The organism is Phycisphaera sp., from assembly GCA_025916675.1.
Classification (GTDB): Bacteria; Planctomycetota; Phycisphaerae; order Phycisphaerales; family UBA1924; genus JAHCJI01.
The window spans coordinates 2,527,671-2,542,045 of the sequence record CP098402.1 but is presented as its reverse complement, the minus strand read 5'-3'; the positions used below and the strand labels follow the sequence as shown (position 1 = coordinate 2,542,045).

At 64.9% G+C, this 14,375-nt stretch carries 8 protein-coding genes; all 8 read left to right on the top strand.

The features are described 5' to 3' along the window. Window positions 1–17 precede the first annotated feature (17 nt). The 8 genes from NCW75_10880 to NCW75_10845 all read left to right on the top strand — a co-directional run bounded on the left by NCW75_10880 (window position 18) and on the right by NCW75_10845 (window position 14,325). Window positions 18–509, top strand: coding sequence for a hypothetical protein (locus NCW75_10880; GenBank protein ID UYV11800.1), 492 nt, complete (start codon window positions 18–20; stop codon window positions 507–509). 165 nt (window positions 510–674) lie between these two features. Then, window positions 675–1,655 (top strand): PstS family phosphate ABC transporter substrate-binding protein, encoded by a 981-nt coding sequence (locus tag NCW75_10875; GenBank protein UYV11799.1) that lies wholly within the window; start codon window positions 675–677, stop codon window positions 1,653–1,655. Between the two features lie 126 nt (window positions 1,656–1,781). Next, the gene (locus NCW75_10870) at window positions 1,782–4,385 is read left to right on the top strand and encodes an ABC transporter permease subunit (protein UYV11798.1); all 2,604 of its coding nucleotides are present in this window, start codon (window positions 1,782–1,784) and stop codon (window positions 4,383–4,385) included. Next, window positions 4,382–6,598 (top strand): ABC transporter permease subunit, encoded by a 2,217-nt coding sequence (locus tag NCW75_10865; GenBank protein UYV11797.1) that lies wholly within the window; start codon window positions 4,382–4,384, stop codon window positions 6,596–6,598. The genes NCW75_10870 and NCW75_10865 overlap by 4 nt, the downstream gene beginning before the upstream one ends. Window positions 6,599–6,688: 90 nt before the next feature. Then, window positions 6,689–7,555, top strand: coding sequence for a phosphate ABC transporter ATP-binding protein PstB (pstB, locus tag NCW75_10860; protein UYV11796.1), 867 nt, complete (start codon window positions 6,689–6,691; stop codon window positions 7,553–7,555). Window positions 7,556–8,225: 670 nt separating this feature from the next. After that, entirely contained in the window at window positions 8,226–10,286 is a 2,061-nt protein-coding gene (locus NCW75_10855) for a hypothetical protein (GenBank protein UYV11795.1), read from the top strand. Between the two features lie 45 nt (window positions 10,287–10,331). After that, window positions 10,332–11,150: a hypothetical protein gene (locus NCW75_10850; protein ID UYV11794.1), complete on the top strand. Its 819-nt coding sequence runs from the start codon at window positions 10,332–10,334 to the stop codon at window positions 11,148–11,150. A 265-nt stretch (window positions 11,151–11,415) separates the two neighbouring features. Continuing rightward, on the top strand, window positions 11,416–14,325 hold the full coding sequence (locus NCW75_10845; protein UYV11793.1) for a 2-oxoglutarate dehydrogenase E1 component: 2,910 nt from the start codon (window positions 11,416–11,418) through the stop codon (window positions 14,323–14,325). The last annotated feature ends 50 nt before the right edge of the window (window positions 14,326–14,375 follow it).

Genomic DNA, 14,375 nt, shown 5'->3' with positions numbered 1-14,375 from the left:
TGATACCGCTGGTTCTCGTGGCTGCCCTCATGGCCACCGTCCTGACGAGCGGGTGCGCGCACGGTGAAGGGCGGATCAAGAAGTTCCCGCCGCCTGCGGCCGACGTCATGCCGCGCCGTGTGATGGTCGTCAAGCACAGCGAGATCGATTCGAGTTCGAATGGGTACATCGACGGCGTGCTCGTCACGGTGTACTTCTTCAACTACGACCGCCCCGGCCCCGGTGAGGAACAGCCGTTCCACAGGGATGGGGTGCTGCGTTTCAACCTCTTTGGCCAGGGCGCAGAGGTCTTGTGCGAGGGCGAGTTCGACGTCCAGACGATGGCGCGCTCGGCGGTTGTGCGAGACATCGGGCCCGGGTACGCGCTCCTCATCGACTTCGGCCCACGCGGGTACGACGACGTCCGGGAGCGTCTGGGTGCTCGCATGGACTTCGAGTTCGTGCCATCGGCCGACCCAGAGACACGGTCGTTCGGCTCGACCCAGATCAGGTTAGGACCATTGTTCTGATTTTGTGCGGATAATCGACACACCCTCATCGCGAATCTGCCGCCGTTAGCGCAATCTTAACCCCATCTTTGGGTGCTGTGAACGCCCCCGGGATGGGGCCGTGCTTCCATTGTTCCGGAGACACGAAACCGCCCCGAACCGCCGCGGGCTTTAGGAGATTCCGGTATGTCAACGACGTTTCGCAAATGGGCTGTTGGTCTTTCCACCGCCGTGGTCGGCGCCTCGGCGCTGATGGCCGCCGGCCCGGAGATCGATAGCAAGCTGCCCACCTACCGCCCCGTCTCGGGTGTCTCGGGCAACATCAAGAGCATCGGCTCGGACACCATGAACAACCTCATGACCCTCTGGGGCGAGGAATTCAAGGCGTTCTATCCGGCCGTGCAGATCGAGGTCGAGGGCAAGGGCTCGTCGACGGCACCGCCCGCCCTGATGCAGAACCAGGCCAACTTTGGCCCCATGAGCCGGGCCATGAAGTCTTCGGAGGTCGACGAGTTTGAGAAGCGCTTCGGCTACAAGCCCGTCGCGCTCCGCACCGCCATCGACGCGCTGGCCGTGTTCGTCCACAAGGACTGCCCGCTCGACGAGATCTCGATCGATCAGCTTACCGACGTGTTCTCGGTGGCCGGCGGCAACATGATGACCTGGGGCGACCTTGGTGTGACGGACCGCCGTTGGGCCAGCCGCCCCGTGAGCCTGTATGGCCGCAACTCGGCCTCGGGCACCTACGGCTACTTCAAGAAGGTCGCTCTGCAGGGCAACGACTACCGCAACTCGGTCAAGGAGCAGCCGGGCTCGTCGGCCGTCGTCCAGGGCGTGGCCAACGATCGGTACGGCATGGGCTACTCGGGTGTGGGCTACGCCACTGCCGACGTGAAGATGCTCCAGGTCTCGCTCGATGGCGGCGACTCATTCGCCCCCAGCGCCGAGTACGCCAACTCGGGCGAGTACCCCCTCGCCCGCTTCCTCTACCTGTACGCCAACGTCGATCCGGTGCGGGGCATCAACGACCCCAAGATGGCCGAGTTCATCAAGCTGGTGTTCAGCAAGCAGGGCCAAGAGGTCGTCCTCAAGGATGGCTACTTCCCCGTGTCGGCCTCGGTGGCCCGCGAGGACCTGAAGGCCTGCAAGCTCGACCCCAAGTTCTAACCTGTCGCTTGTTGTATCCCGGTTGATTTGAGACCGCGTCGCCCCAAGCCTTGACGGGCTTGCGAGGCGTCTTTCCTTTTCGGTGATCAGGCCCGATCTCCCCCGGTGCGATCCGTCGAGCAGCGCATGGCAGCAGACCAACCCCCGAAAGCCAAGGCCGGGCGACACGTGGGCAACCGCCCCGTGCGCCGCCGCGTCGTGCTGATGGACCAGCTCTCGGGCTACGTCATCCAGACTGGCGGGGCGTTGGTGCTCGTGGCCGTGCTGGGCATCTGCTTCTACCTCGCGTATGTCGTCGTGCCCCTGTTCTCGCGGGGCGAAGTGGGTGAGCGGCTCAGCAGCGAGACCCCCATGCGCTCGGGCCTGCCCGTGCTCGATCCGTATGGCCGAGGTGTTGCGTTTGCCGCTCCAGACGGCACGATCCAGCCCTTCGCGCTCGCCACCGGCCAGCCCCTTGCCGAGCCGCTGCCGCTCTCCGAAGATCAAACCCCGTCGGCCTTCTCGGTCGTGCGCAACGGCGAGCTGGTCGCGGCCGGCTACGACGACGGCACCGTCCGCCTGGGCAGCATCAGCTTCGACGAGAGCCTCCTGGAAACCGAGCCACCCAGCCCGGATCAGACCTTCTGGGCCGCCGATGGCGCGCTCTACGAGATGGTTACGCCCAATCGGGCCCGCCGCTCGCAGATCGAGATCGAACTGGGTGACGCCGTCGAACTGAGCGAGGGCGAGGGCGGCGTGGTCCGGCTGGATTACAACGTCGATCCCACAGGCCGCACCGTGCTGCTGGCCGTCCGGGCCGATGGCACCGTCCTGGTCAACACCGTGCGCACCATCCGCCCGCTCGGTGGCGGCCCGCCCCGCACCCGATTGCGGTCCACGTCGTTTGCGATCGATCCGTCGACCATCGAGCCCTGGCTGTTCGTGACCTCCGATAGCGATCATGTGCTGGCGATGGGCGAGGACGGGCGCGTCCGCCGCTTCAGCCGCTCCGAAGACGGCTTCGAACTCGCCGAGACCACCGAAGGTGTAAACGAGGGGCAGAGCGTGACCGCTGCCACGATGATCCTTGGCGGCCGGACCCTGCTCATCGGCGACGATGCCGGCACGGTGTACGCGTGGCACGTTGCCACCGGCGAGGTCGATGGTGAGGGCGGCGTGCAGACCCTGGTCAAGGGCCACGAATTCAGCGGGTCCGACTCGGCCATCGTCGACATCGCCCCCAGCCAGCGCGATCGCTCGATCGTGATTCTGGGCGAGAGCGGCAAGGTCCGTGTCCGCCACGTCACGAGCGAGAAGATCGTCGCCGAGTTCGATACCGGGCTCGACAACGCCGTCCGTGCGCGGCTGGCGCCCAAGAACGATGGCGTGTTCGTGCTCGACGCCGACGGCACCGGCGTCATGCGGGCCCTCGAACCCGGCTATCCCGAGTTTTCCTTCAAAGCTTTGTTTGGTAGGGTGCACTACGAAGGGCAGATGGAGCCCGAGTTCGTCTACCAGTCGTCCTCGGGCGACGACGCCGCCGAGATCAAGCTCAGCGTCGTTCCGCTGATCTTCGGCTCGCTGAAGGCCACCATCTTCGCGATGCTGTTCGCCGTCCCGATGGGTGTGCTGGCGGCGGTGTACACCAGCGAGTTCCTGAGCCCCAACGTCCGCAAGGTGGTCAAGCCCGGCGTCGAGATGATGGCCTCGCTGCCCTCGGTGGTTCTGGGCTTCGTGGCCGCGATCGTCGTGGCGCCTTATGTTCGCGAGTGGCTGCCAAGCGTGCTCGTGAGCCTGGCCACCGTCCCCGTCGCCGTGCTGCTGGTGGCCCACCTGTGGCAGATGCTCCCGTCGCATGTTCGCAAGCGTGCGAGTGCCTGGCAGCACATGGGCTTGGTGCTGCTGGCCTGCACGCTTGGAGCGTTCGTCGCGTGGGCGATCGGCCCGACGTTTGAGCGCGTGCTGTTCTCCCCGCCCGAGGGCGTGGCTCAGGGCGTTCCGGTCGACCTCCGGCGCTGGCTTTCGAGCGAGTACGGGCAGGCGTGGCCCGGCTGGTTCGTGGTGCTCATTGGTCCGGTGGCGGTGGTGCTGGCGGTGCTGCAATCGATGTTCCTGGGCCGCCGCCTCGATCGTGCCGTGGCGGGCCAGAGCGACATGTCGATCGCGGGCGTCATGCTGGTCCGTTTTGTCGTGATGCTGGCCCTCGTGCTGGCGCTCTCTTTCGGATTCGCCCACCTGCTGCAGGCCCTGGGCTTCGATCCGCGCAACAGCATCTTCGGCCCGTTCTCGCCGCGCAACACGCTCGTGGTCTCGATGATCATGGGCTTCGCGGTGATCCCCATCATCTACACGATTTCCGAAGACTCGCTCCGTGCCGTTCCAGACTCGCTCCGCACGGCCTCGCTGGGCGCCGGCGCGACGCCATGGCAGACGGCCATGCGCATAGTCATCCCCGTCGCCGGCTCGGGCATCTTCTCGGCGTGCATGATCGGCTTCGGCCGGGCCGCGGGTGAGACGATGATCGTGCTCATGGCCACGGGCAACACGCCCGAGATGAGCTGGAACGTCTTCGGCGGGTTCCGCACGTTGTCGGCCAACATCGCCGTCGAGTTGCCCGAGGCGCCCATGGGCGGCACGCACTACCGCGTGCTGTTCTTGTGCGGGCTGGTGCTGTTCCTGATGACCTTCGCCGTCAATACCGCGGCCGAGGTCGTTCGCCAGGTGGTGCGGGCAAGGACGGCCGGGCTATGAGCGACGAGAAGGGTGTGCAAGACTTCGGCGGCGTTCCGGCCAAGCCCCTGCCCGGCGGTGGGGCGGTCCCGTCGAACAAGCCCGGGCCTGCCACGCGCCGGGCCACGCCGCCCAGCGCACTGGGCGAGCCCATGATCTGGCTCACCGGCGGCGCGCTCGTGGTGTCGCTTGTCATGATCATCGGCCTGGTGGGCATGATCGTCACCCAGGGCATGACCACGTTCTGGCCGCGCCCGATCGAGCGTGTCACGCTCAACGACGGCAGCGTCTTTCTGGGCGTACCCACCAACACCCAGGCTGATCCGCCGCAAACCCTCTACCGCACCGGCAACCGCGACATCGGCAGCGAGCCCTTCCGCTGGGTCGATCAGAGCGACATCGCCAGCATCGATCGGCCGGAGCAGGCCGTCATGCTCGAACGCGAGGCGTGGAGTGTGTGGCTGGGCGTGCCGGAGCGCGCGATCCTGGTCGACGACGCGGGCGAGCCGCAGGTCGTGGCCGAGGGGCCCGATGCCGTTCTGGCGTTCATCGAAGAGAACCACGGGCAGGCCCGTGCCCGCAGCCACAAGATCGAAGACCTCAAGAAGCATGGGCTCGGGCATATCAATAAGCGGATCGAGGCGCTGCGGCTGCGTGTCCGAGAGGCCGAGATCGCCGCCGCCCGAGAGGAGCGGCCGACCGAGTCGTGGGGGTTCGCGCTGTTCGCTGGCGTCGCCGCGCTGGGTATTGGGGCGATGGCCGGCGCGTGGTGGCTTGGCAGGGATCGCAGCAGCGACGACGCGCCACAACTGGGCGGGCCGAGCAAGCCCATCCGCGTGGCGCGCGCTTCGGCCATCGTCCTCGGGCTGGCCCTGCTGCTGGCGGCGTGGTTGCACGCGCCGTGGCAGAATCGTGTCATCAGCGACGAGCGGCTCGACGAGATCCGGGCGGCCGCGGCCGAGCGCGAGGCCGGCCTCCAAGAACGCTACGACGATGCGCTCGCCCGCATCGCGGTGCTCGAAGCCGAGGACGAGCGCTTACGGCTCGAGGTCGTCGACCCGCTCAGCGGTCGATTCGCGCCGGCCCGGCAGATCGAGCCGGACAACCCCATGCGGCTCTCGCAGGTCGTGCGCCTCGTCGACTCGAACGATATGGGCGTGGGCGAGAAGCTGGGCGTGTTCTTTTCGAGGTGGTGGGAGTTCCTGGCCCACCCGCCGCGCGAGGCTAACACCGAGGGCGGCGTGTTCCCTGTCATCGTGGGCACGGTCATGCTCACGCTGCTGCTGACCATCACCGTCACGCCCCTGGGCGTCATCGCAGCTTTGTATTTACGTGAATACGCGCCTCAAGGCATCGTCACCAGCACCATCCGCATCGCGGTCAACAATCTGGCCGGCGTGCCCAGCATCGTGTACGGCGTGTTCGGCTTGGGCTTCTTCTGCTACACCGTGGGGCAGTACGTCGACGTGGGTAGCGATCCCTCGGTCCGTCTGCCCGCGCCGTGGTGGTGGGCCGTGCTCGGCGGCACGATGGTCGCGCTGGTCGCCGCCTACGCGTCCGCTGTGTGGAGCAAGCCCATCCCGGGCAAAGAGCCCTCGACGCGCAACAAGGCGCTCAAGTGGGTGTCGCGGGCTCTTTGGCTTTCGGTGTTCATCGCCGCCGCCGTGCTGGTCGTGCGGACGCCCTACTTCACGGGCTTCTTCGAGGCCCGCGCCGCCGACGGCTCGCCGACGTTCGGCGCTCGCGGCATGCTGTGGGCTGCCCTCACGCTGGCGCTGCTGACTTTGCCCGTGGTCATCGTCTCGACCGAGGAGGCCATCGCCTCGGTGCCCAATTCGATGCGCGAGGGCAGCTATGGATGCGGGGCAAGCAAGTGGCAGACCATGCGCCGCATCGTGCTCCCCGGAGCCATGCCGGGCATCCTGACCGGTGCGATCTTGGCCATGGCGCGCGGTGCGGGCGAGGTCGCCCCCCTCATGCTCGTGGGCGCAGTCAAGCTGAACGAGGACCTGCCCATCAGCACCAACGCGCCCTTCCTGCACCTCGACCGCAGCTTCATGCACCTGGGCTTCCACATTTACGACCTGGGCTTCCAGAGCCCCGATTCCCAGGCCGCCCGTCCTTTGGTTTGGACCACAACGCTGCTGCTTCTTGTGATCGTCGTCAGCCTGAACCTCGTCGCCATCATTATCCGGGCCCGCCTTCGGGCCCGCCTGAGCGGATCAACGGTGTAACCCATGTCCTACGCTTCATCCCAAGCCACCACGAACCAGTCCGGCACCGTTCCCGAGCCACGCCCGGTGAGACCCGATCGAATGCCCTCCATGGCCGACCACCCTGTCAAAGACGAGGCCGCCCAAGGCGTGTACAGCGTCATCGAGGCGATCCGCCGCGGTGAGTCGGTCGAGCCCGCCCTGCATCCCGAGATGGAGGGGCTCGAGGGCGTCATCGACATCGACACCTTCAACCTCTATTACAGCCAGACCCGCGCCATCTTCGACGTTTCGATGGCTATCCCCAAGGGCAAGGTGACCGCTCTTATCGGCCCCTCGGGCTGCGGCAAGAGCACGCTGCTGCGGTCGATCAACCGCATGAACGACCTCATCGCCGGCGTCCGCGTCGAGGGCAACATGAGCCTCAGCGGCTCGCCCATCTACGCCCCGCACGTCGACGTCATCGGCCTGCGCAAGCGGTTGGGCATGGTCTTCCAGAAGCCCAACCCCTTCCCCATGTCCATCTACGAGAACGTCGTCTACCCGCTCCGTATCGATGGCGAGAACCGCAAGAGCGTGCTCGACGAGGCCTGCGAGCGAGCCCTCCGCTCGGCCGCCATCTGGGACGAGGCCAAGGACCGCCTCAAGCAGAGCGCCCTGGGCATGTCCGGCGGCCAGCAGCAGCGTCTGTGCATCGCGCGTGCTGTCGTGGCCGATCCGGAGGTCCTGCTGCTCGACGAGCCCTGCAGCGCCCTCGACCCCATCGCCACCCTGCGCATCGAGGAGCTGATCCAACAGATCGCGAAGCGTTACACCGTGCTCATCGTGACCCACAACATGCAGCAGGCCATGCGCGTCAGCGACTACACCGCCTTCATGTACCTGGGCCGCCTGGTCGAGTACGGCCCCACCCACAGCATCTTCCGCCGCCCGATCCTGACCGAGACCGAGGAATACGTCACCGGCCGCTTCGGCTAAGGTCGATCCGATATCTGAGCTCAACGAGGCCCGGGCGCCAGCCCGGGCTTTTTTGTGTGCAACGCGAAGGGCGCGAAGGGCTCGAAGAGGCAGGTCGGCCCCCTCGCTCGGGCCGCCAGCCCTCGCGCTCCGGCTGGCAGCAGGCGCGCGTCCGCTGGCTCCCCGATCGCGCCCGCTGGCAATCCCATCGCGCTGGCTTGCTCCCCCGTCGCGCGGCCTGGCAATCCCATCGCGCGGATTGCCAATCCCGTCGCGCCGGCTGGCAATCCCGTCGCGCGGATTGGCGATCCCATCGCGCGGATTGCTAGTCCGAGGCGCACGTCCTGCGCACCGGGCCTCCTGGCGCGGGCGCCAGGGGGTCTAACCCAAACATTGACCAGAAAAAAAGTCTCGGCTTTGTTCGGATCGGGCTCTGGTCGGTTTGTGCTCGCCCGTTGGCCGGGTAGTCGTGGCTCTCGGACGGTGAGCCGGGCTTTTCGGACCGGGGCACTTCCTCTTGACAGGCCGGGGCGTTTGGGTCATACTGAACGATCAGGCGGGTGTGTTCCGGTGTCCCCGCCCCGGCAGGCGTGGCGCGGCATGAACGAAGGAAGCACCCGATGCGGGCACACAACCGGTACCTTGGGATCGTCTCCGCCCTGGCCTCGGCATTCGGCTTGCTGGGGGGGTATTGCCCTCGGTAGCCCACGCCCAGAAGGCGTCGGCGCTGGCTGAGGCCGACCTGATCCGCGACACCTGGCCCGGCGTCATCGTCCACTTCCCGTTCGAGGAGCCCTGGGGCGGGGCCGAACTGGTGTGCGGCGAACCCATGACCACCCGGGCCACGGCCCGCGAGGCCCTGGAAGATTGGCTGTTCGAGCACGGCTCGGTGTTCGGCCCCGGCACGCTCGGCTTCGAGGTGACCCACGTTACCGAATGGCAAGAGACGCGCACGTTCATGCGCTTCACGCAGAACATCGAGGGCATAGAAGCGCCCGAGAGCTACGGCCGCGCCTTGGCCCACAAGACCGCCAGCGGCGACTGGGCCCTGAGCTACGTGCGCTGCGCCGCGCTCAACGTGCCACAGGGCGGGCTGCCCGAGCGCCTGGTGGACGCCCTGCAAGCCAAGGCGATCGCCGCCACGCAATCGGACGCGGCGATGGAGGGGTTGATTACGGATTGGACCGAGCCGGAGTTGGTTCTGGTGCCCGGGAGCGCCGTACTCGAGCCGGCCGACCCGCGCGAGGCACGGCAGGTGTGGGAGTTGGTTGGGCATGACTTGCGAGGGCGCACTTCCTCAGTAGCGGTTCGTATCGACGCCGTTACTGCGGATATCATGGCCGAATGGCAACTGATAGTGCCTTTTGCGGATGATGTATCTGGTTCCGTGGAAGGCTTGGTGTTGGCAGGTGAAATTCCCTACGAAACAAATATGCCGTGCGTTGCCTTTAGCATACAAGCCGATACCACAACGGTAGGCATCCCTCGAATGCGTGTGGAACTCGCCGACACACCATCGGGCGCGCCTGTGTCCTCGACCTACACGGACGTCAACGGCGATTATGCGTTTACTGGCGTGACGATTCTCCAAAACTCTGTCGTGCGCTTCATCCCCGAGCATGAGTTCTTCCAACTCGGCTACGTTGATACCAATGATAATCTACAGCTCATTGATCCCAAGGAAGTGAGCGTGCCATCGGATGGACTTGTACCTTTGTATACTTACGCGGATAATCGCCCGAACCCACCTATGACCGATGAGTATCGCATCGCGGACATGACAGCTTGGACTGTCGTGGACTCAGTCCGAACATTCTACAAGATTGACAACCAGTACATACCCGGAATCGATGATGATGACTTGTGGGTGATCCCGAATGAAACTTTGCTTGACCCATTCCCAGTAACCGGAGCGTTTTACAAACCGCCTTCTGGCCTACTTGGTGTTCCTGCAATTGTGTTTAGCCCAGAGCAACTCACGCCTTCGCCATTGCCCAATTGGGCAATGGCAACAATCATTTCGCACGAGTATGGTCATTTCGCTTTAGACCAAGCATTTGGTATTCCGGCGGAATCCGACAAGACGGCGATCCACGAAGGCTACTCCGACGTATTGGCAATCTTACATGACGAGACCGATCTATTGGGATACGCTACGTCCGGCTGCACGATAATGGGAGAACCTCGACATGGCCGAGACTACAGCACGCCCCTTTGGGCATGGGAACCCGATGACAAGTGTCTTGGCGGGAAGCACCAAAGGTCCAACCGGCTAGTCCATGCTTGGCGTGGGATTCGTACCCCGCTTGGGTATCCGATTGCTTCTGATTTGTTCGTCAAGTGGTCCTTTTTGGCCACGCCCGAACCCGCGCCGCGATACTGCTTCACGCAAGGGCTCGCTGGCGAAAATGATGACCTGTCAGCACGGGACGCAACTTTCTATGAAGTTCTGGTTGCCGACGACGATGACGGCGCGCTCAACAACGGCACACCCAACGATGCAGTCATTTGTGCCGCGTTCGAGTTCGTTCAACTACCAGAATTTTCACCATATGGGCCTTGCCCGGACTCAGCTGGCAGCGGTCGCTGCCCAATGGATTTTGATGGTGATGGCGCATTTACTGCCTACGATTTAATAGTGTTGCAAGCATGGGCTGAAAGGGATGATGACCGTGCAGACATTAATCGCGACGGGCGCATCGATTTGTTCGACCATCTCAAGGCAATCGAGATCGGGATGAGTTGTGAGTGAATTTCGACTTTAGTACAATAATAGTTCCCGCAATGAGGTTCGATCATGATGAAGAAGCTGGTGCATACTTTTCTGGTAGTCTTTGGCTTGACTACCGCGAGCACCGCTCAAATCCGCCTATCTCATAGCCTTGAGGAGCACCTGGTCCTCGCCGGATCGGGCGTCGCCTGCTCGTCGGGCACGGGTGCCACACTGACGACCACCGACAACCAGTGGTCACGCTCGTTCACCCTGGCCGACTTCGGCATCGATGAGGGCTTCACGGTCCACACCGTCGAGTTCGGCGTCGAAGCCATGCGCCTACCGACGCTGCCCGAGGGTGAGATCACCATCAACCTCTACCAGATACCCGCGGGCAGCCCGCCGATTGTGGGCGGCGAACTGGTGGGCACGAGCACCGTGATCTTCACGCCCGACGACCTGCCCATGCTTGAGGTCGTCACGGTCGACGTCGATGGATCGATCGACGCTGGCACCGCACTCATGGTCGAGATCGCCGCTCCGGACTTTCGTGCACTGGCCGGAGGTGTTTTCGGTGACTCCTTCTTCATCGGCGGCAATTCCCTTGGCCAAACGGCCTTCGGCTATGTGGCCTCGATAGCATGCGGCGTCCTCGAACCGGAACCATTTCGAGACTGCGGGTTTGGCGGCAATTGCCACTGGGTCATCATCGCCGAGGGTCAAATCAACGGCGGCTGCCCCGCCGACTTCGACGGCGACGGCTCGCTCTCCATCTTCGACTTCCTCGCCTTCCAGAACGCCTTCGCCGCCGGCGACCTCGCGGCCGACCTCGACGGCGACGGCGTGCTCACGCTGTTCGACTTCCTGGCCTTCCAGAACGAGTTCGACGCGGGGTGCGAGTAGGAGGAGAGGCACCGGGCACCGGGAGGGGGGCGAACCAGCCCGCCTCTTTTCTTGCCCCGATGCCTGATGCCCAGTGCCCGATGCCTCTTCCTTACTCCCCCTGAATACCCACGTTCGCCTTCCGGTTGGTCCCCTCAGAACGTCCAAAGAACGCGCCCGCTTGGGCCGATTGGATAGACTTGGACGTATGAGTCCGGGGCTCGGCCTCGCGGTGTTTAGCGCGGGGTGGCGGCCCCAGTATGATGGGACTTTGAGGGATACCCCTATGCCCGCCGGACCCCGTGCAGTGCCCCCCGCCGTCAATGGTTGGAATGCCGCCTTCCTCGATGAGGCGTACGCGCGCTACCAAGAGAATCCCGAGTCGGTCGCCGCCGATGTGCGGGCGTTCTTCCAGGGCTTCGAGCTCGGCGGCGGCGCGAGCGCGCCCACCGGCTCGGGCGCAGCCTCCGATGACACCGATTTCAACTCGAAGGTCGACGACCTGGTGTTCGCCTATCGCGACATGGGCCACCTCGCGGCCAAACTCGATCCCTTCGGCCGCGAGCACGAGCCGGTGGCCTGCCTGGAATTGGCCGAGCACGGGCTGATCGAGGCCGACCTGGAACGCCCGATCAACGCCACCCGCCTCGGCCTCGAAGGGCCGATGACGCTGGGCGAGGCCATCGAGCGCCTCAAGAAAACATACTGCTCGAGCATCGGTGCCGAGATCATGCACGTGCCCAACCGCGAGGAGCGCGCCTGGCTCGTGGAGCGGTGCGAGCGTCACGGCGGGGCTATCCCATTCGAGAATGGCCGTCGCGTCCACATCCTGAGGCAGTTGCTCCAGTCCGAGATGTTCGAGAAATTCCTGGGCCGCCGCTATCCGGGCGACAAACGCTTCAGCCTCGAGGGCAGTGAAACACTCATCCCGCTGGTCAACGGCATCCTCGAGCATTACAGCGAGCACGCGGTCGAAGAGGTCGTCATCGGCATGGCCCACCGCGGCCGCCTAAACGTACTCAACAACGTGCTGGGCAAGAGCTACGAGCAGATCTTCACCGAGTTCGAGGACACCTGGCAAGACGAGAACTCCCAGGGCGGCGGCGACGTGAAGTACCACCGCGGCTACTCCAGCGAGCGACGCTTCCCCAACGGCCGCGCCCTGCACGTGGCGCTCAGCAGCAACCCCAGCCATCTCGAGGCCGTCGCGCCCGTTGTCCAGGGCCGCACGCGCGCCAAGCAGCGCCATCGTGGCGACAAGAAACGAGAGCGCGTGGCACCGGTCGTGCTCCACGGCGACGCGGCCATCATCGGCCAGGGCGTCGTTGCCGAGACGTTCAACTTCTCCCAGCTTGAGGGCTACGCCACGGGCGGCACCATCCATGTGGTGGTCAACAACCTCATCGGCTTTACGACCTCGCCAAGCGACGGTCGCTCGAGCCGCTACTGCACCGACGTCGGCAAGATCGTCGGTGCCCCCGTGCTGCACGTGAACGGCGAGGATCCCGAGGCGTGCGTCATGGCCGCCCTGATCGCCGTCGAGTACCGCCAGACGTTCAAGAAAGACATCCTGATCGACATGCTGTGCTACCGGCGTTTCGGCCACAACGAGCAGGACGAGGCCAGCTTCACCCAGCCCGTGCTGTACGGCCTCATCAAGAAGAAGGCCAGCGTGCTCAACGGGTACGCCGAACGGCTTCGCGAAGAGGGTGTGATCACCGACTCGGACATGGAGCAGATCCGCCAGCAGCTCGACGCCGCGCTCGAGCAGGCCCAGGATGCCGCCAAGCAATCGCCCTACGACCCGACCATTGATCCGGGGAGTGCCCGCTGGGTCGGCACGACGCACCAGTACACCTTCGAGGACAAGTCCACCGCCGTGGCGTTGGACACGCTCAAGGAGGTGTGCAACGCGATGGGCACCGTGCCCGACGACTTCCACGTGCATCGCAAGCTCAAGAAGCTGCTCAAGGATCGCAAGGAATTGCCCGAGACCGGCGACATCAGCTACGCCGACGCCGAGAGCCTGGCGTATGGCACGCTGCTGCTGGAAGGTGTCCCCGTCCGCTTGAGCGGCCAGGACAGCCAGCGCGGCACGTTCAGCCACCGCCACGCCGTGCTGGTCGATAGCGAATCGGCCGAGAACTACACCCCCTTGAACCACATGCGCGCCGTGGGCGAGTCGGGCACGAGCCTCGAGCCCCTGCAGCCGGGCCCCGACGGCCGCCAGGCGCAGGCCAAATTCTGCGTCTACGACAGCCCGCTGTCGGAATTCGGCATCATGGGCTTCGAGTACGGCTACGCCCTGAGCGATCCCAACATGCTCGTCGTCTGGGAGGCCCAGTTCGGCGACTTCGTCAACGGTGCCCAGGTCATCATCGATCAGTTCCTGACGAGCGCGGAATTGAAGTGGGACCGCTGGAGCGGCCTGGTGCTGCTGCTCCCCCACGGCTACGAGGGCCAGGGCCCCGAGCACTCTTCGGCCCGGCTCGAGCGTTTCCTCGAGGCGTGCGCCGACGACAACATCGAGGTGTGCTACCCGTCCACCGCCGCGCAGACGTTCCACATGTTCCGCCGCCAGGTGCGCCGGCCGTTCCGCAAGCCGCTGGTGGTGATGACGCCCAAGAGCCTCATCCGCACGAACACGAGCAAGATCGAGGAGCTCACCCGCGGCCGGTTCATGGAGATCATCGACGATCCCAACTTCGCCAGCGAACCGGCCAGCGACAACGGCAAGAAGGGCGCCAAGCCCGATCCCAACGCCGTCCGCGAGGTCGTGCTGTGCAGCGGCAAGGTCTATTGGGATCTGGCCAATCGTCGCGACGAGATCGGGCGCCAGGACGTCGCGATCATGCGCGTCGAGCAACTCTACCCGCTGCACAAGGATCTGATGCGGAAGGTGCTCGAGCAGTACCCCAAGGCCGAGCGCGTGACCTGGGCCCAGGAAGAGCCCCGCAACATGGGCGCGTACCTATTCATCGCCGACAAGATGCGCACCGAGCTGCGCGACCTGCTGCCCGACGGCGAGCTGCACTACGTGGGTCGCAAGGCCAGCGCCAGCCCGGCCACCGGCAGCAAGCGCCGCCACAAGGCCGAGCAGGAAAAACTGATCTGCGAGGCCATCGGCCCGCTCAACAAGGACGACGACAAGAAGGCCGAGCCCACGGGTCCGAAGCTCGTTCGTGCGTCGGCATAAACTGACTCATACCTCTGGCACGGAATCGCAGAGCAAGACAGGTCGCAGGA